The organism is Panacibacter ginsenosidivorans (genome assembly GCF_007971225.1).
Lineage (GTDB): Bacteria > Bacteroidota > Bacteroidia > Chitinophagales > Chitinophagaceae > Panacibacter > Panacibacter ginsenosidivorans.
This window is the reverse complement of sequence record NZ_CP042435.1, coordinates 5,464,970-5,483,312: the sequence shown is the minus strand read 5'-3', so window position 1 is coordinate 5,483,312 and position 18,343 is coordinate 5,464,970. Positions and strand designations below refer to the sequence as shown.

16 protein-coding genes are annotated in these 18,343 nt (G+C 38.4%); 6 read left to right on the top strand and 10 right to left on the bottom strand.

Features of this window, described 5'->3' with window-relative positions:
* Positions 1-101: 101 nt before the first annotated feature.
* The 3 genes from FRZ67_RS23105 (at position 102) to FRZ67_RS23095 (ending at position 3,800) form a co-directional block, all read left to right on the top strand.
* Positions 102-953, top strand: a complete 852-nt coding sequence (locus FRZ67_RS23105; protein WP_147192925.1) for a hypothetical protein — start codon at positions 102-104, stop codon at positions 951-953.
* A 260-nt stretch (positions 954-1,213) separates the two neighbouring features.
* On the top strand, positions 1,214-2,827 hold the full coding sequence (locus FRZ67_RS23100) for an amidase (protein ID WP_147192924.1): 1,614 nt from the start codon (positions 1,214-1,216) through the stop codon (positions 2,825-2,827).
* A gap of 73 nt (positions 2,828-2,900) precedes the next feature.
* Positions 2,901-3,800 carry a sulfotransferase domain-containing protein gene (locus FRZ67_RS23095; RefSeq protein ID WP_147192923.1) on the top strand — a complete coding sequence of 300 codons (900 nt, stop codon included), beginning with the start codon at positions 2,901-2,903 and terminating at the stop codon, positions 3,798-3,800.
* A gap of 249 nt (positions 3,801-4,049) precedes the next feature.
* Here the strand turns inward: FRZ67_RS23095 and FRZ67_RS23090 are convergent, their stop codons facing one another.
* The 3 genes from FRZ67_RS23090 to FRZ67_RS23080 form a co-directional block, all read right to left on the bottom strand.
* Positions 4,050-5,132, bottom strand: coding sequence for a WD40/YVTN/BNR-like repeat-containing protein (locus FRZ67_RS23090; protein ID WP_147192922.1), 1,083 nt, complete (start codon positions 5,130-5,132; stop codon positions 4,050-4,052).
* Between the two features lie 29 nt (positions 5,133-5,161).
* Positions 5,162-5,434 carry a MoaD/ThiS family protein gene (locus FRZ67_RS23085; RefSeq protein WP_147192921.1) on the bottom strand — a complete coding sequence of 91 codons (273 nt, stop codon included), beginning with the start codon at positions 5,432-5,434 and terminating at the stop codon, positions 5,162-5,164.
* A 138-nt stretch (positions 5,435-5,572) separates the two neighbouring features.
* Positions 5,573-5,983 (bottom strand): VOC family protein, encoded by a 411-nt coding sequence (locus FRZ67_RS23080; RefSeq protein ID WP_147192920.1) that lies wholly within the window; start codon positions 5,981-5,983, stop codon positions 5,573-5,575.
* Positions 5,984-6,135: 152 nt separating this feature from the next.
* Between FRZ67_RS23080 and FRZ67_RS23075 the strand changes: the two genes are divergently transcribed.
* Complete coding sequence (locus FRZ67_RS23075; protein WP_147192919.1) at positions 6,136-8,292, top strand: alpha-glucuronidase family glycosyl hydrolase; 2,157 nt, start codon at positions 6,136-6,138, stop codon at positions 8,290-8,292.
* Between the two features lie 430 nt (positions 8,293-8,722).
* Here the strand turns inward: FRZ67_RS23075 and FRZ67_RS23070 are convergent, their stop codons facing one another.
* The 4 genes from FRZ67_RS23070 to FRZ67_RS23055 form a co-directional block, all read right to left on the bottom strand.
* Positions 8,723-9,118, bottom strand: coding sequence for a nuclear transport factor 2 family protein (locus FRZ67_RS23070; protein ID WP_147192918.1), 396 nt, complete (start codon positions 9,116-9,118; stop codon positions 8,723-8,725).
* A gap of 110 nt (positions 9,119-9,228) precedes the next feature.
* Positions 9,229-9,543 (bottom strand): YdhR family protein, encoded by a 315-nt coding sequence (locus FRZ67_RS23065; RefSeq protein WP_147192917.1) that lies wholly within the window; start codon positions 9,541-9,543, stop codon positions 9,229-9,231.
* A 94-nt stretch (positions 9,544-9,637) separates the two neighbouring features.
* Complete coding sequence (locus FRZ67_RS23060) at positions 9,638-10,435, bottom strand: helix-turn-helix transcriptional regulator (protein WP_158638442.1); 798 nt, start codon at positions 10,433-10,435, stop codon at positions 9,638-9,640.
* A 434-nt stretch (positions 10,436-10,869) separates the two neighbouring features.
* A complete protein-coding gene (locus tag FRZ67_RS23055; RefSeq protein ID WP_158638441.1) occupies positions 10,870-12,213 on the bottom strand; it encodes a T9SS type B sorting domain-containing protein in 1,344 nt (447 codons plus the stop codon).
* A 484-nt stretch (positions 12,214-12,697) separates the two neighbouring features.
* Between FRZ67_RS23055 and FRZ67_RS23050 the strand changes: the two genes are divergently transcribed.
* Positions 12,698-13,639: an alpha/beta hydrolase gene (locus FRZ67_RS23050; RefSeq protein ID WP_158638440.1), complete on the top strand. Its 942-nt coding sequence runs from the start codon at positions 12,698-12,700 to the stop codon at positions 13,637-13,639.
* 239 nt (positions 13,640-13,878) lie between these two features.
* The gene (locus FRZ67_RS23045) at positions 13,879-14,973 is read left to right on the top strand and encodes a PAS domain-containing sensor histidine kinase (RefSeq protein WP_147192913.1); all 1,095 of its coding nucleotides are present in this window, start codon (positions 13,879-13,881) and stop codon (positions 14,971-14,973) included.
* A 124-nt stretch (positions 14,974-15,097) separates the two neighbouring features.
* Here the strand turns inward: FRZ67_RS23045 and FRZ67_RS23040 are convergent, their stop codons facing one another.
* Genes FRZ67_RS23040 through FRZ67_RS23030 form a run of 3 tightly spaced genes read right to left on the bottom strand, consistent with a single transcriptional unit; the run spans position 15,098 to position 18,127 of the window.
* The gene (locus FRZ67_RS23040; RefSeq protein WP_147192912.1) at positions 15,098-15,778 is read right to left on the bottom strand and encodes an ABC transporter ATP-binding protein; all 681 of its coding nucleotides are present in this window, start codon (positions 15,776-15,778) and stop codon (positions 15,098-15,100) included.
* Position 15,779: 1 nt separating this feature from the next.
* On the bottom strand, positions 15,780-17,039 hold the full coding sequence (locus FRZ67_RS23035) for an ABC transporter permease (RefSeq protein WP_147192911.1): 1,260 nt from the start codon (positions 17,037-17,039) through the stop codon (positions 15,780-15,782).
* Entirely contained in the window at positions 17,036-18,127 is a 1,092-nt protein-coding gene (locus tag FRZ67_RS23030) for an efflux RND transporter periplasmic adaptor subunit (protein ID WP_147192910.1), read from the bottom strand. Before FRZ67_RS23030 ends, FRZ67_RS23035 begins: the two co-directional genes overlap by 4 nt.
* Positions 18,128-18,343 lie beyond the last annotated feature (216 nt).

Below are 18,343 nucleotides of genomic sequence, written 5' to 3'. Positions count from 1 at the left end.
AAAAATTCGAAGCCATTTATAACATGTCCGTTTCTTGAATTTCTTAATTATTGTTACTAACTTAAGAGGGGATTTTTACTTGTTCATTTAAAACTTTTTTTATGTTAACACACCACATTGCACTGGTTAGTAAAACGCGCCATATTAAAACCAGTGATCTTTCGAAAGTTGCTGCTGCATTACAAAAACAGGCCACAAGAGATCTTGGGCCAATATGGGATATACAAGCCACCGTAGATGCATTTGAATTGTTGAAAGATGTTCCTGGTGGTTACTGGCCAATCATCATTAAAGACAATATTCATGAATCGGGGGCCGCGGGTTATCACACAGATAAATACAAGCAACCATTTGCGCTTGTGCAGTTTGATGAAGGCTGGGCGTTGACCAGCAGTCATGAGATGTGTGAAATGCTGGTTGATCCGTTTGGCAGCAGGATGGTTTCATCGGGCTCCATAAAACAGGGACAAGGGCGTGTAAATTATCTTGTGGAGGTTGCGGACCCATGCGAAGATGATAAGTTTGCCTACTCTGTTAATGGCATTATGCTTAGTGATTTTTATACGCCTAACTATTTTGATCCTGTAAGTTCCCCTGCTGTTCGTTACAGTTATACCGGAGCTGTAACAGCACCCAAACAGATTCTGAGAAATGGCTACCTAAGCTGGCTTGACCCTGCTACGGGTAAGTGGTGGCAGGCAACTTATTTTGGTACAAAGCAGGTAATCAACGATATTTCAGACAAGATGGAAATGTTGCAGGGCAGCTTACGTGCACGTATTGACAGAATTACGCCAACTCCAAGGCTCACAGAAGGCGTAAGTAAACAATTTGTCAAGATGAATAAGTCGCATGCAGATAACCAGGAAAAATCCGGCACGAGTACAACCAATCACTGGGAGCAGGAAATAAACCGGTTAATAAAACCGAGAAAGGTAATCTCTGCTAAATAGGTATCGTATAATTTAAAAAACAAAGCCGGTAATCTTGTACCCGGCTTTTTTATTTCGAACATTTTTTATTCAATTGCAAAGCCAACTACAATGTAAATAAGTACCCTGATAATTCTTTCTTTTATTTTTTGCTGATGTGATTGTTGTAGTACAAGTGTGCGACGCAACGGAAGCCTAATAACGGTCCTTCTGCACGGTTCAAAAAAACATTCTGAATTATTTATAAAACGGATGCTTTAATTTTAAACAAATACTGCTTTATGAACAGAAGGAATTTTTTGCGCAATAGCTCGCTTGCCGGTTTTACTATTTCAACATTGCCTGCACTTGCTTTTGATGGAAAAGAAAAAACAGCGCCTGAAGATTTTTTTGAAGATAATTTTCAACTGAGCGAAACAACCGTTGATGCATTGCAGCAGCAAATGCAAAGCGGAAAACTCACGGCCGTTGCAATTACACGCATGTACCTTCAACGCATTGAAGCGATTGATAAGAATGGACCAAAGTTAAATGCAGTAATTGAAATAAACCCTGACGCAATTGCAATAGCACAGCAAATGGACAATGAAAGAAAAGCAGGCAAGCTGCGTGGTCAGCTACATGGTATTCCTGTATTGATAAAAGATAACATCAACACCGGTGATAAGATGATGACAACTGCAGGTGTGCTTGCGTTAAAAGGAAACATTGCAAAAGAAGATGCGTTTATCGTGGCACGTTTAAGAGAGGCAGGCGCGGTATTACTGGGCAAAACAAATTTGAGTGAATGGGCTAATTTCAGGTCAACAAGATCAACGAGTGGCTGGAGCAGCAGAGGCGGACAAACAAAATGCCCTTATATACTCGACCGCAATCCATCTGGCTCGAGTGCAGGTTCAGGAAGTGCAGCAGCCGCAAACCTTTGCTGCATAAGCATTGGTACAGAAACAGACGGATCTGTTGTTTCGCCATCTTCTGTAAACGGATTGGTTGGCATAAAACCAACAGTAGGTTTATGGAGCCGTTCAGGTATTATTCCAATTTCTGCAACACAGGATACCGCAGGGCCAATGTGCAGAACAGTAAAAGATGCTGCGATATTATTGGGCGCATTAACGGGTATTGACAATAATGATGCAGTAACACAAAACAGCAATGGGAAATCTTATAAGGATTATACGCAGTTCTTACAAAAAGATGGATTGAAAGGGAAAAAGATCGGTATAGAAAAATCTCACCTGGAAGGCAATGAAAATATTGTTGCGTTATATAAGCAGGCAATTGAGCTGATGAAAAAAGCAGGGGCGGAAATTACAGAAGTAGAAATAATTAAACCACTTAATGATGCAACGGGTAATGCTGAATTTCTTGTATTGCTTTATGAATTTAAAGATGGCGTAAATAAATATCTTGCTGCAGCGAATGCACCCATGAAAAACCTGGACGATGTTATCAGTTTCAACAAGGCCAATGAGGCAGCTGCGATGCCTTTTTTTAAACAGGAAACATTAATATTTGCCAACAGTAAAGGTGATCTTAACAGCACAGAATATATTGAAGCACTTGCTAAAACATTAGCATCCAGGAAAATGCTTGGTGACCTGATGCAGCAAAATAATCTTGATGCATTATGTGGTGTAACAAATGGTTTGGCTTGTTGCATTGATCTTATTAACGGGGATTATGATACCGGATTCTCTTTATCAACACCAGCAGCTATTTCAGGGTTTCCGCATATTACAGTGCCAATGGGATTTGTACATGATTTACCAATCGGTATTTCATTTTTTGCTACTGCTTATACAGAGCCGAAATTGCTATCCATTGCTTATGCTTATGAGCAGCTATCTAAAGTACGCAAGGCGCCGATGTTTAAAAAAGATTTGTTGAAGTAATTCTTTAATATCTGCCTTTTATTTGAAGAAATATTTAGTATTTTTCTATCTCAAACTTAAAACATACCCAGATATGGAGACAATTACCTGGCCACAGAAAACACGTGAATTACATAATCATCATTTTGATTCAACTGTATGGAACGATTTTATTTTCCGCGACGATGATATCGTGATTGCCACTTACGCAAAATCAGGTACAACGTGGTTGCAGCAAATCGCTTCACAGCTTATTTTTAATGGTATAGAAGACATGGAAGTAGCAGAAATGTCTCCATGGATTGATCTAAGGGTTCCACCAAAAGAAATCAAACTTCCTGCTGTAGAGCAACAGCAGCACAGGCGATTTTTAAAAACACATCTTCCTGTGGATGCGCTTGTATTTTCGCCAAAAGCCAAATACATATATATTGGAAGAGATGGCCGTGATGTTGTCTGGAGCATGTACAACCATCACGCAAATGCCAATGAACATTGGTATCATGCACTAAATGATACACCTGGCCGTGTTGGTCCGCCAATAGAAAAACCACCAGCCGATATTGTTGAATATTACCGAGATTGGCTCGACAAAGATGGTCATCCTTTCTGGCCGTTCTGGGAAAATGTTCGTTCATGGTGGGCCATAAAAGATCTGCCAAATGTGCACCTGATACATTTTGCAAAACTGAAAGAAGACATGCCCGGCGAAATAAAAAAGGTTGCAGATTTTCTTAATATAGAAATTGATCCGGCTAAATGGGATGCCATTCTGGAACACTGTAGTTTTGATTACATGAAAAAACATTCTGTAAAAAGTGTTCCACTTGGTGGCGCTTTTTGGGATGGTGGTTCGGATACTTTTATAAACAAGGGCGTTAATGGAAGATGGAAAGATATACTTACAAAAGAAGACAGTGAACGCTATGAAAAAATGTGCATCGAAAATCTTGGTGAAGCATGCGCAAACTGGCTAAACACCGGTGAGCTTTAATCTTATTTTTTTATTTAAATATTTGCCGGGCTTATAAAAAATAATGAGCCCGGCTTTTTATTGTTATGGCATCACCTGTTGCGTCGCACTCTTGTGCTAAAGAATAGGCGTGAGCTTTTAGCTGCGAGCCCCGAGCTGTATGTTTTGCTCGTAGCTCATAGCTCGTGGCTCGTAGCTGAATAAAGTTTTGAATGTACAAGTGAGTGACACAACGAAGATGCCATAAAAACTGTAGCTCACTCAAAAAAATTATTCTGCAAACTGTACAGAATATACCATCGGTAAATAATTATTAATAACCTGCCAGTTCTCGCCCCTGTCATTTGAAATAAATAAATTTCCGGTTGTGGTGCCAAATACAACAGCATCGCCGGATGTAGCAAGTGCATGGCGATACACAATATCAAAACAATTTTCCTGCGGTAAACCATTACGTTGCTGTTTCCATGTTTTACCACCATCATCTGTACGGCAAATACATAACGAGCCTTTAATGGAAACCCTTATTGCATCACTATCTGCAGGGGCAACCCATGCCTGGTCAGGATTATCTTCGGCAACTGCCATGGCAAAACCAAAACGTGCAGGGCCTTCCTTTTCGCTCACTTCTTCCCAGTTCTTTGCACCATCAACCGTACGAAAAATACCGCAATGATTTTGTTGCCAGATTGCATCAGGGTTTGTTGGTGCTGCAACTAATATATGCGGATCATGCCCCATATCTGCAGCGGGGTCTGGTAAAAAATCTGCACGCAAACCTTTATTGCGTACTTCCCATGTTTTACCTGCATCATGTGTTTCGAAAACGCCTGCACAACTGATACCAATATGTATATGATCTTCATTGCGCGGATCAACAACGATGGAATGAATGCCCGGCAAATCGCGGCCGCCACCAAACCAACCAGTCTTACGACTGGGGTGCTGCCACAACGATTGCACCAATTGAAAACTATTCCCTTCATCTTCACTCATGAACAACCCGCCGGGATCTGTACCCAGCCACAATCTTGAAGTATGATTATTGCCGCCATGACTCATGGCCCATATATAACGTGTTGCGGCAGGAACACCATCTTTCACTTCTTCGCCTTCCGGATAAGCAGGCGCAGCAACTTCTTCCCAGGTTGCGCCACGATCATTTGATCGATGCAGTTTTACGCCCCAATGACCATGATCAAGGGCAGCCCACCATTTACCATTGCGTGGATCCGCATACGCAATGGAAACAGGCACACCTTCAAATGAAAGATTTTCGACTTTCCAGTTGCCATTAGTATAACGGTAAGCAATGAGCCCTTTTCTTGTGCCCAGCAAAAGTGTAGGTTTCATAAAAATATATTAGTTGGTTGTTGTGTATTTTATCCGCCCGATAACGCCTGTATAATATAGATCTCACTGCCTGTAGTAAACGTATCGTTTAGTTTATTGCGGTCGTTGATCATGTTACCATCAATAAAAATATTTACATGTTTGCGCAGTTGTCCATGCTCATCCAACAGGTAACTTTTTACACCGGGGTAATGCGTATCCATCTCACCAAGTACGTCAAGCAATGATTTTCCATTTGCAGGTGTATCCTGCAGGTTTGGAAAAAATCTTTTTAATGCTTTCGTAAATTTTACAACTGGCATGCAAACAATTTTAAAATAAGCAACTACTAAGTTATATCAATGTTGTAAAAAATTACCCTGGTTTTTTTACCCAGCTTCATAATTTCAATTTCACATCGTTGCGTCGCACTCTTCTGCTGCAGTGCTGATTTGTACATTTTATGCTGCTGGTTTATTTAATTCCAATATCCAGCTTTTACCAAATTTATCTACCAGTGTACCTATCAACCCAAAAAACATTGGGCTAAGTGGTTGTTTCACTTTGCCACCTGCCGAAAGCTTTGCAAACAATGAATTAATTTCTACATCACTTTTACAAATAAGGCAGAGGTGCATATCGTTGCCTTGCACCAAAGCTTCAGGTGTCATATCCGTTGCCATTATTTCAAAGTCGCCGACCTTAAGTACAGAGTGTAAAATAGCATCTTTCATATGCGGTGGCATTTGACTGGCAACAGGTGTTTCACCTACAGGCATTAATTCCAGCTCACCACCCAAACATTCTTTATAAAAATTCATTGCCTCCCTGCAGTTGCCGCTAAATGTCAAATACGGATTGAGACTTGCCATGTTATTATTTTTTATCGTTGTTGAATATAACATAAAAGTATTTGCATTTTGCATAACTGGTGGGGTGTGATAATGACATTAACTATGGCTGATTGCGACATTCTTTCTTATTATACTTCAGATTATCTTTAAATACAATTAGCTTTAAACATATGAAAAGGTTTTTCTTATTCTTTATAACTGTAATACTTACGGGCAATATAAAAGCAGAAAATGGTTATGAATTATGGCTGCGTTATTACAAGATAGATGATGCCGCAATATTGCAGCAATACAGGAATAATATTTCATCTATACAATTTACAAGCTCAACACCTACCCTACTTGCAGCCAAAGAAGAATTGTTGAATGGTTTGCAGGGTTTGCTTGACAAAAAAATTACAGAACAAAATTTAATCACAAACGGCTGCATACTAGTTGGCACTTCGTCTGATCCCGTTATTCATTCAATTATCTCAAGTAATTTTTTTAGCAAGGCAGGCAAAGAAGGATATGTAATACAAACAGTAACAACCAATCAAAAAAAAGTTATTGTTATTGCAGGCAATACAGAGGTTGGAGCACTCTACGGGTGTTTCGCCTTTCTTCGTTTATTACAAACACATCAAAATATTCAGAACCTCTCAATAGTAAGTGCACCGCGCATTCAATTGCGGATGCTCGATCACTGGGATAATGTAAACAGAACTATTGAACGCGGTTATGCAGGTATGTCCATCTGGAACTGGCACAAATTACCCGACTATATTGACAAACGTTATAAAGATTATGCAAGAGCAAACGCATCTATTGGCATCAACGCAGTTGCACTAAACAACGTAAATGCAAATGCAATAATGCTTACAAAAGATTATTTAATAAAAGTTGCAGCACTTGCAGAAGTGTTCAGACCTTATGGAATAAAAGTTTATTTATCTGCAAAATTCAGTGCACCTGTAGAGATCGGTGGTTTAAAAACTGCTGACCCCCTTGATGCACAAGTGCAAAACTGGTGGAAGCAAAAAGCAGATGAGATCTATACATACATACCAAACTTCGGCGGTTTTTTAGTAAAAGCAAATTCAGAAGAGCAACCCGGGCCTCAAACTTATAACAGAACACACGCTGATGGCGCCAATATGCTGGCCGATGCATTAGCACCACACGGCGGCATTGTAATATGGCGTGCATTTGTGTATAGTAATGAAAACACTGATGACCGTTTTAAACAAGCTTATAATGAGTTTAAACCGTTTGATGGAAAATTCAGGAACAATGTTTTGATACAGGTGAAGAACGGCCCGATAGATTTTCAGCCACGCGAACCTTTTCATCCTTTGTTTGGCGCCATGCCGCATACACCGCTGGTGATGGAGTTTCAGCTAACACAGGAATATCTTGGCTTTTCAACACATCTTGTTTATTTAGCACCACTCTTCAAAGAATGCCTTGATGCTGATACTTACGAGCAAGGCAAAAATTCAACAGTATCAAAAGTAATCGATGGTTCGTCAGAAGATCATAAACTTACCGGCATGGCTGCTGTTGCAAACATTGGCAGCGATATTGACTGGACCGGTCACCCGTTTGCACAAGCCAACTGGTACGCGTTCGGCAGGCTGGCCTGGGATCATGAGCTTAGCGCCGCGCAAATTGCTGATGAATGGATACGCCAAACTTTTACAAACATTCAACACGCTGTTGATACCATAAAAAATATAATGCTTGCATCAAGGGAAATTACTGTTGATTATATGACACCACTGGGCCTGCATCATATCATGGGTTACAGTCATCACTACGGCCCTGCTCCCTGGTATAATGCTGCGCAACGTGCAGATTGGAATCCTGTTTATTATCACAAGGCAGATTCGCTTGGCATAGGCTTCGACAGAACCGCAACAGGCAGCAATGCGCTGGCACAATATGCACCTGAGGCGCGCAAACAATTTCAAGACTTACATACATGCGATGAAAAATACCTGCTTTGGTTTCATCATGTTGAATGGAATTATAAAATGCATTCAGGAAGAAGTTTATGGGATGAGTTATGTTATAAATACTACGCTGGTGCAGATTCCGTAAAATGGATGCAGCAGCAGTGGAACAGCCTGAAAGGTTTTATAGATGATGAACGTTTTGAACAGGTGCAAATGTTGTTAACCATTCAACAAAAAGAAGCTGTGTGGTGGCGCAATGCATGCGTGCTATATTTTCAAACATTTTCCCGGATGCCATTGCCAAAAGGGTTTGAACAGCCTGCTAAAAATTTAGAATATTATGAAAGTCTTCAATTCCCTTATGCGCCAGGTATAAGTGGAAATCAATAGCAAGTCATTTAATATTTAGAAACTTTTGTTACCAGCTTATTTGCCATGTGGCATCGCCTTTATTTTTTGGATGATACCAACCGTGGATTTTTATGGCATCGATCCTTGCGTCGCAAGCACTTCATCAGCATATCTTTTTACCAGCTAAAAAGCCCAATTCATAATCAGAACGATGAAAGGATTGCGACGCAACGAAGATCATTCAGGGTACAAAAGCTGGTAGCATAATTATTGTTACACCTATCCAGGGCTATCGTTTAATACATGGGGGATCAGGATTGCATAAAACACACAAATACACGGCATCTGCAATTTATCCAATCTGTCAACTAATGGATTACAAGGACGCTGTATTTAAACCATTTCTTTCTGTTCAAAAAAGCGCCGTTTCCTCGAGGCGAAGACACGGCGGTGAAAAAAAAGCTTACAATTACCCAACAGATTTGAGTTGACCTGCAAAAGTCTGCTGTTGGATTTTATCATTTTTTATGATAAACGTATCTGTTGCAAAGGGAACGTCAAGGCTTGGTGTCTTCCCATGCCAGATAATATATACCAAATCACCATTTATTACTGTTTCATCTATTTCAAAGCTTGACTTTTGCTTTGGAAAATGAGGCATGAGTTTGGCAAAAAAACCTTTTATTTCTTCAGGGCCAGTATAGATGGTATCATGGGCAATTAAAACTGATTCGTTCGTGTAGTCAGTTATCAATGCTTTGAGATTATTATCCAGAAAATAGCCTAAGTGACGTTGTAAGAGTTCTTTGGACTTATCGTTGCGGGTAGTTTCTGTAATCTTACCCAGGCTTTGCATATTTTTCATGATTTTGTTTTTGTAATGTTTGTATATTTTTCACTTAATGATAGTTATAGGAATATCATTATGGCCGGCACTGTTGCCACTTTTCGGCCATAATGATAAATCCTTTTTTGTCAGGCTAACAATACATCATTTAATACGATCGACATTTCGTATTGTTCGACACGGAGCGTATCCGCTATTACCCCATACCTGGCCGGGATATTTTTAGCTAATTCCGAATTCCAGAATGTGGCTCTTGCGTTTTTGTTCTCAAAAATATAAAAGCCGCTGATAGCTCCTGTAGATTCTTCAGAGATATAGTATTTCTGAAGAAGTCCCGGCACGTTTTTGAAATCTTCCAGATCTTCCATACAGGTCTCTAATAGGTTATCCGGGCTAAGAGATGAATTGAATTTTACTGATAAAATCGCTTCTGCATTTTTCATTTTTAAATTATTTATGTTAATGAATATGCAGCAAAAGTAGATGGGATAAGAGCGAAGGAGTCGCCTAAAGAGCCAGATAAATCGACTTTGCGGGTTAAATTCCAATGTTACTCATTTTCGACTGCTTTAGCCTGAATTGAAGCGGAGTGAGATGATGTTTTTGCTTAAACACCCTGATAAAATGTGAGGTATCTTCAAACCCACATTCGAGTGAGATCCGGTTGATATTTAAATTTGTGTGGAGTACTTTGTGATATGCAAGCTCCAGTTTCTTTTGCTGAAGCCAGGCTGCCGGTGTGGTAAGGTAATATCGCTTGAATGATTTTTTGAAAGCAGACAGGCTCATATGACATAGCTGGGCGTAATCTTCAAGTTTAAGATTATAGGCAAAATTTTCTTCCATTATCCTGCTCATATGATATTCCTGATCCTGGCACAGCGAAATGAAATAATCAGATAAGGCCTTGTGATTCTTATTTGAGAAAATGCTTAAAAGCAGTTCTTCGAATTTTAGTAGCAAGAGCTGTTCATTCGGCTTTTGAGACAAGGATAAGTAGGATTGAATGGAATGATAATAAGTTTCCAATAATTCATCTTTTTCTATACGTAAAACAGCATCCTGGCCGGAAAGATCTTTTTGCGAAGTTTCAAGCAACGCACTATTTTTTTTCAGAAATGACTTAATGAAATCATCAGGGATGAAAACGAAGACAGCACAAAATTTATCTTCAAAAAATTGGTGGGTTAAATTGGCACCCTTTTTTACAAAGATGATATCACCATCGCTTACTTCATAGGAATGATAAATGGTTCTCCACATCTTCTTACCAGAAGATATAAATGCAAAATAATTATTGTTTGACCAGAGGCCCAATTTGGTTTCTTCCTGCATGCAGGTGTATTCAACAAATAAAAGTTCACTTACTTCTATTTTGGAAAATAAGTTGCTGTTTTTTACTGTGGAATAAAGATTTATCATTCCCTATTATCCCGTCTGGTTTACAAGTTATTGTCAAAAAGGGATCAAAGGTAGTAAGTTTAAAATAGAATAACATCTCACTAAAAGAATCTTATAAATACAAAATTCCTTTAAGCAGTTGTGATCATTATTAACAATGATAAAATGGGTAAACAAATATAATGTTTGATTTTACGTGTCTTTAAGTTGAGCTCAATGTCACTATATTGTTTGCAGGTAACAATAGAAATATGCAAAAGCTCTTTGCCTTTTTCGTTTTTGCCTTGTTGCCTTTCTTCTTTCGGTACAAGAGTGCGACGCAACAGGTGATGCCATCATTCGTGTTGCTGGTATCAAAAAACATATCGTTAAAGAATAAGCACTACATATCCTTTCATTTCAGTAGCCACGCCTGATCTTTTAAATTTACAATACCATATAAAATCAGATCCTGAAGATTGAAGCTTTCCATTAAAAGTACCATCCCAACCTTTCGACGCATCCTTTGTTTCAAAAACTTTCTGGCCCCAGCGGTTATATACTACAAGATCATATTCGTCAAAAGTATAGTGGGTTAACACTTTAAAATAATCATTCTTACCATCTTTATTAGGCGTGAACGCACTTGGGAAAACGATCTGGCAGGCTTTTGAAGAAACGGTTGTTGACTTTGTGGTGGTACCGCATGCATTGGCAACCGTAACACTATATAAGCCAGGCGTTTTAACTGTATAATAATTCTCAGTTGAGCCATCCTGCCACAGGTAAGAAAGAAAATTACCTGGCAAAAGAATAAGCGAATCTCCTTCACAGTAAGTTGCAGTCATTTCAATTTGAGGATCCGGCTTTGAAACAACTGACAAATGCAAAGTGCGTATACTATCACAACCATTTGCGGCAGCAAATGTATCTGTGTAGGTTCCTGCAACAGAATGACCAAGATAACTCTGCCCCTCGCATATTGATTGATCAACAGAAGAAATTGCTTTTGGTTTTAAAGAGAGATTCAAAACAATAGTTGAATCGCAGCCGCCGGATGTTTTTATTGTTCTGAAAGTATAGCCTTTTTGCGTGATGTTTTCATTACCCAACCTAAATGAATGTCCTTCGCAAATACTATCTGTTATATAATTAGAAACATTATCGGGGAGCACAGATGAGGCTTGTATAAGAATGCCTGTTTCCGGTGCACTTGATGCTACTGCAACTACAATAGAATTGTTACCCGCTTTCCAGTTATGGCATAATGAAACAGAAACTTTGCCCTTTATATCTTCACTCACTGCATGGTAAGGATCATTAACAGGAATGATTCCTCCAAGGTTGCCGCTTTGTGCAATACCATTTACATAAATTTCGTAAATAGAATTATCAGCTAACAGATCAAGGCTTAAACAAAAAGTACCTTCTTCATTATAACTTTTACCACAAGGTGTAAAACAGGGAAGATCAAAATTCATCTTATAAAAATAGAGATGATCATGGCTATGTGCTCCTGATTGATTAATAGAGATCCATGTACAATCATGCCATATGCTAATATAATAATCAGGCGGTAAGTTACCCATTACGATTGCTGGGGCGTACACGCCGTTTATTGAATCAGTTGTTACATGCCAGTTGTGATCTTCAGTGTTTGCAGCAAGCCTTCCCCCTAAACCATTAGAAGCAGTATTAAAAATCTGATTAGAAGGTGGCAGACCAGTTTGCACTGAACATTGAGTGTATGCATTGCAATACACAAACAGGTTTAAAAGGATTATCGAAAGGTGCTTTACAAAGCTATATGGCAAATGCATGAATAAATAAAGTTATGGCCATAACAAATACAAAGTGCTCATGCAGTTTATATTTTTCAGGAATACAGTATTTACCCATCATTGACGATTCATTTTTACAGGCAAAAATATTTAACAGCATTTTCGTTGCCTCGCTTTTCCAATAGAAGAAGGTTTTTGCTTGTGCAGTTCTCTTGTGGTTGCAGCAAGAATATTTTTTCCTACACCTAATTGTGTAGCAAAAAAGGCATTTTTCGCCAAATGAACTATTACAGGAATACTTATCCTTGTATCGTTATTTTAAAAAACATAACATGCAGTAATAAAAAATCAAATTATGCCGTCATTAAAAAAGAGCTTATTTATTTTTTGTACAATGCTTTTACAATGTTGCTTGGTTGATTACAGCTTTGCACAAATGCCTGGCAGTAATCATATTGCTCCAACAGGAACATTAGCTGATGCAGGCGGTCATAAACTTCATTTAAACATACAGGGCAACGGTTCTCCATGTGTAATATTTGAAAACGGCAGCGGCGATTTTTCTTTTATCTGGAGCCTTGTGCAACCGGCTATTGCGGAGATCACAAAAACAGTTTCTTATGACAGGGCAGGCTATGCATGGAGTGAGCCCGGACCAACACCAAGAACAAGCAAACAAATTTGTTTCGAACTGCATACAGCATTAATAAACGCAGGCATACATCCACCATATATTTTGGTAGGACAATCATTCGGAGGTTTCCTTGTTCGCAATTTTGCAAGATATTATCCCAAAGAAGTAGCGGGAATGGTTTTAGTAGAAGCCATCCAGGAAGATCAAAAAATTTTTATGGGTAGCGATAAGCCCATGCGTATTCGTGATTTTGCAAAAGGCAGAGTTGCTCCTGCAACGCAAACTTTTTTTACCGCTCCTCCTGATACATCAACTGCAACAGTAACGCTGAATACCGAAATCGATCCGCTGTTTAATAAATTTCCTGACAGTATTCAGAAGATGCAGGTATGGGCTCAATCGCAGCCGCATTTTATACCAACTGTACAGGCTGAAATGGATTGGTCGCCGGAAGATGTTGCAGATATGTACACGCACACAGGCCAGCCTGATTATATGCTTGGTAATATGCCATTGATCGTGCTTACACGCGGCAAAGGTGGATTTGATGGAAGAGCAGATTCTTTACAACTTGAAAAAGAAAGATTAGAATCGCAGGAAGCTTTAACGCATTTGTCTGCAAACAGTAAACATATAATTGATATGAACAGCGGACATAACATACATGTTGAAGATCCCGCCGCAGTTATTGCTGCTATCCAGGAAGTTTTTATGGCTGTTACAAAACATACAGCACTTAACTAATTTTCATCAGCACTCTCATCGCGGAAATTATCCTTGTAATTTTCTATAATAATAACTTTTGTTACCAGCTACACCAATCCGCAGCATCTTTCTTGCGTCGCACTCTTGTACAGTTTGTTGGTGTATCATCAAATTAAAGACTGTAAGGCAAGGAGGAACTGACCGGAATCAGTTATATTCTTGAATTTAAATAATAAATTGGAACCATTTGAAAATAGGTTAATGGATAATTTTTTCTAATGGCAAAGAACCCGGAAAATTCACAGATCAATTTTAACAGATACGGAATTTTGGTGGCAGACCATGTTTCCGCAATGTTGGCATACTGGGATAAAAACCTGGTTTGCCGGTTTGCCAACGCAGCTTATATGGATTGGTTTGGAAAAACCAGGGATGAAATGGTTGATAAAATGACCCTTAGCGAATTGCTTGGTCCACTTTACGAAAAGAATCTACCATACATTTTAGGGGCACTGGAAGGTAATATTCAAACATTCGAACGTGAAATACCGGTTCCAGCAGGGGGAACAAGGCATGCTATTGCAAATTATTTTCCTGATATACTGAATGGTGAAGTGAAGGGCTTTGTTGTGCATGTTGTAGATATTACTTCACTGAAATTGCTGGAAAAAGAGTTACTACAATCAAACAAAATAATAAGTGAACAAAATAAACGGCTTTTGAATTTTGCCAATATCGTTTCTCATAACCTTAGGTCTTACGCATATAATCTGGAATCAATATTATACCTGTTTACAAATGCCCAATCAATTGAGGAGAAAAATGAAGCATTTGATTATTTGAAGAATATTTCAAAAAGATTTAGCTCTACTATCGATCATTTAAATGAACTTGTAGATCTACGGCATTTGAGTGATCTGAAGTTAGAACGCATCAATTTACATGAGTATATAGAAAAGGCCATTGTAATACTCGCCATTCAAATCAAATCTACTAATGCAACTATCTTAAATAATGTAAGTGCCGATATAATGCTATCAGCAAATCCTGCTTACATCGAAAGTATTCTTTTAAATTTTTTAAGTAACGCAATAAAATACAGGTCTCCTTACAGAGACCCGGTCATTGAATTTTCCAGTGCAATCAAAGGAGATGAATTATTATTAAAGATAAAAGATAACGGGCTGGGTATTAATTTAGAAAAATACAGTAATGACCTCTTTTGTATTTATAAAACATTTCACGGAAATCCTGATGCAAAAGGTGTTGGGTTATTTATTACAAAATTCCAGGTAGAATCTATGGGTGGACGAATTGAAGTAGAAAGCAAAGAAACAAAGGGCACAACGTTTACTATCTATTTAAAGCTATAAGCCTTATATAATTAATATCTTCCAATAAATAAATTATATGGCAGCAGCATAGTATTCAAAATGTGCAAGAGTGCGACGCAACGAAAGCTTAATGGCAGCACATTCGCCGGGTCCATTTCCGCTTTCATTTGCTGATGATTTTCCCATCTTCCATTTCAATGATACGGTGGGTATGTGCAGCAAAATCCTGATCATGTGTTACAATAAATAATGTTTGATTGAACTCTTCTGCCAGTTGCTTAAAAATATTAAAAACGATCTCACCATTTTTTTTATCGAGGTTGCCGGTAGGTTCGTCTCCCATAATAATAAGTGGATCGTTGATAAGGGCACGTGCTATGGCAACACGCTGTTTTTCGCCGCCGGATAATTTGTTTGCATGTTTTAAGGCAAGATGCTCAATACCTAATATTTTCAGGTGCTGCATTGCTTTTTCCTCTACCTGCTGCTCAGAAAACCTATTTAAGTTTAATGCTGGTAACATTACGTTTTTGAGCACTGTAAATTCTTTCAGCAAATAATGAAACTGGAAAACAAATCCGATTTTTTCATTTCTGATACGGGCAAGCTGCGCTTCTTTTTTATTGGTCATAATTTCATTATCAATAAGCAGCTCTCCTTCGTAATCTGTGTCCATGGTAGAGAGAATATAAAGCAGCGTAGACTTACCACAACCAGATTTTCCTGTGACTGAAACAAATTCACCTTTATTAATAGAGAAAGTTATGTCGCTTAGCACCTTTATGGTTACTGGGTCATGAAAGTATTTATTGATATGCCTTGCTTCAAGTATTATTTCGCTCATATTATTTTCCTCTTATGATGATTACAGGATCTACTTTACTCGCTTTTCTTGCAGGGAAATAACCTGCGAGATAAGTAGTGATCAAAGAAAATGAAGTGGCAATAAGGTAATATACAGGGCTGTAATTAACGGGGAATGTTGTGATGATAGGTAGCGCAGGTGTTTCGAACGGAACCTGGTCAATAACGGATGACAAAAGAAAGCCGAAAACAAGGCCAGCAAGCCCGCCAAAAAAACCAATACTTAATGCAATAAAAATGAATATGCGGTTAACAGACCTGCCTGAAAAACCAGTTGCTTTTAATATAGCAATGGAATCCATTTTTTCATAGATCATCATGTTTAGAATATTGTAGATTCCGAAGCCTGCCACAATGAGTAATGTAATACCAACTGCATAAGAAATCATTGTTCTGACGGAGCTGCCTGTTTCAAATTGTGCATTGGCTGTTTGTATATCTTCTGCATCGCATTGAAACAATTGCTCATATTCTTTTGAAATGGAAGGCGCTTTTGTAATATCATTTAACCTGATCTGAATATCGGTAACGTAGGTGCCTGGCCTGCCAAGCAGTTTCTGTGTTGTACTTATAGAGGCATAACTCTGTACTTTATCAAAGTCACCAATACCTGACTGATAAAGACCCACCACTTTTAAAGAGAAACTTTCGCCGTTAGAAGTAGTAATCCGGATTACATCACCAATATTTGCCAGCAATTTATCAGCAAGCCCTTTGCCGAGGATAATACTGTTGGAAACATTTTTCAAATCAATGGAAGCACCTTCAATTATATAATCATTGAAAGAAAATAATTTAGTTTCAGCCTGCACATCAATACCATTAATAACACCGGTGATATCAATAGTTCCATCGTTGAAAAATACCTGTGCAGTTATTTTAGGTGCAAATCCCACTACCCTGCTATCTTTCTGTAATGTTTGCATTATGGAACCACTGTTATAGATCTCCTGCCTGCTGCTGCTTGATTTTATTGACTGAATAAAGTTGTAACTGTTTTTAAATTCTGCAGCCATGTTTACGGGCTGGTTTTTATTGGGCTTAATTTCATTGTATAACCTTACATGCGGTGTACGGTTTAAAATAAGGCCATCCAGCAGATCATTAAGACCGTTCATGAAACCTAACAATGTTACAAACATGGTAATGCTGAAAGTAACACCGATAGCAGCAACAAGAGTCTGTCTCCACCTTGCCAGCAGAAGAGATTTAGCAATGCTGATGATCAGTTTGTAATTCATTGGGCTGGCTTAAGAATATAATCGGTTGCAGAAAGGCCACTCAGTATTTCCACTTTTTGATAATCTTTAAGACCGGTAACAACTTTTCTTTTTTCATTGTTACCTGTTAGTACCAGCGAATCATCAATGAGGTAATTACGCGGAATAGTTAATGCTTTTTGTTTTGTTTGTATAACAATATTTGCTTCTGTTGTAAGAAAGGGATATAATACAGCAGGCTTTGTAACAAAAGTTGCTTCAACAGTAAAAGACCTTGAGCGCTCATTCATGATCGGGTTTATTTTTGAAATAGCTGCCTCAAAAATATGGCCTTTATAACTGTCGAAACTTAGCAATACTTTTTGGCCCATTCTTATTTTGGCAATATCGTATTCATCCACCTGGAGTTCTGTAATAAATTCATCAGCAGAACCTATTACCGCAACCGGGTTTTGTGCAGTAACCATTTCGCCATTCTCTTTTAAAACACTGTACACTTTACCATCGATATCACTTTTTATGATATAATCATCTTCAAGGCTTTTACTGATCTCCACGTTTTTCTGAGATTGTGAAGCGGCGAATTGTAGTTGCTTTTTCAAATCATTGTACCGGTAGGTGGCTGCTTCATATGCAGTCTTTGAATTTTTATAAGCCAGTTCTTTTTGCTCAAGGTCTATCCTTGTGCCGATCTGCTGAGACCAAAGGCTTTGCTGTCTTACCATCAATAGTGAATCGTTTGCCACTTTTGATTTTGCAAGATCCAGGTTTACTCTTAATTCATTGAGTTTATCCATATTGGCGTTTAGTGCTGAATAATCTGCTGCAAGCCTTGCGTTATCTGCATTAAGCCTGGTGGATTCATTAAGTATAATAACCAATGGGTTTCCCTTCTTTACAACATCACCTTCGGTAACCAATATTTTTTTTATGATGCCGTTTACTGATGCAAAAACCTGGTACTGGTTTTTACTCTTTACAATACCGGAAGCATATACAGACTCTGAAATATTTTCTACTGTCGGTTGTATTTTTTCTTTTTTGCTGTTACAGGACGTTATAAAAAAAATAACAAAAAATAATTGAAGTATTAGCCTATTGATGTTCATGCTGATCGTGCACTGTTTAATTAGTTACAAAATTATTCCCTGTGCTGAAATTACAGTATTTACTTCATCCATCTTTTTAGAGGTCTTAACAATATAGCCGAAAAAATAGCTGTTTAATAAATTTCAGAACGTACAAGTGAGTGACACAACAACCGACGCCATAATAAGTTGCTGCTGGTAACAAAATAAGTCGATGTTCGCAATTATCACTTTTCA

Excerpts from the sequence above, each read along its gene's own strand:
- FRZ67_RS23105 (WP_147192925.1), top strand. The coding sequence starts at position 102 with ATGTTAACACACCACATTGCACTGGTTAGTAAAACGCGCCATATTAAA.
- FRZ67_RS23100 (WP_147192924.1), top strand. The coding sequence starts at position 1,214 with ATGAACAGAAGGAATTTTTTGCGCAATAGCTCGCTTGCCGGTTTTACT.
- FRZ67_RS23095 (WP_147192923.1), top strand. The coding sequence starts at position 2,901 with ATGGAGACAATTACCTGGCCACAGAAAACACGTGAATTACATAATCAT.
- FRZ67_RS23090 (WP_147192922.1), bottom strand. The coding sequence starts at position 5,132 with ATGAAACCTACACTTTTGCTGGGCACAAGAAAAGGGCTCATTGCTTAC.
- FRZ67_RS23085 (WP_147192921.1), bottom strand. The coding sequence starts at position 5,434 with ATGCCAGTTGTAAAATTTACGAAAGCATTAAAAAGATTTTTTCCAAAC.
- FRZ67_RS23080 (WP_147192920.1), bottom strand. The coding sequence starts at position 5,983 with ATGGCAAGTCTCAATCCGTATTTGACATTTAGCGGCAACTGCAGGGAG.
- FRZ67_RS23075 (WP_147192919.1), top strand. The coding sequence starts at position 6,136 with ATGAAAAGGTTTTTCTTATTCTTTATAACTGTAATACTTACGGGCAAT.
- FRZ67_RS23070 (WP_147192918.1), bottom strand. The coding sequence starts at position 9,118 with ATGAAAAATATGCAAAGCCTGGGTAAGATTACAGAAACTACCCGCAAC.
- FRZ67_RS23065 (WP_147192917.1), bottom strand. The coding sequence starts at position 9,543 with ATGAAAAATGCAGAAGCGATTTTATCAGTAAAATTCAATTCATCTCTT.
- FRZ67_RS23060 (WP_158638442.1), bottom strand. The coding sequence starts at position 10,435 with ATGCAGGAAGAAACCAAATTGGGCCTCTGGTCAAACAATAATTATTTT.
- FRZ67_RS23050 (WP_158638440.1), top strand. The coding sequence starts at position 12,698 with ATGCCTGGCAGTAATCATATTGCTCCAACAGGAACATTAGCTGATGCA.
- FRZ67_RS23045 (WP_147192913.1), top strand. The coding sequence starts at position 13,879 with ATGGCAAAGAACCCGGAAAATTCACAGATCAATTTTAACAGATACGGA.
- FRZ67_RS23040 (WP_147192912.1), bottom strand. The coding sequence starts at position 15,778 with ATGAGCGAAATAATACTTGAAGCAAGGCATATCAATAAATACTTTCAT.
- FRZ67_RS23035 (WP_147192911.1), bottom strand. The coding sequence starts at position 17,039 with ATGAATTACAAACTGATCATCAGCATTGCTAAATCTCTTCTGCTGGCA.
- FRZ67_RS23030 (WP_147192910.1), bottom strand. The coding sequence starts at position 18,127 with ATGAACATCAATAGGCTAATACTTCAATTATTTTTTGTTATTTTTTTT.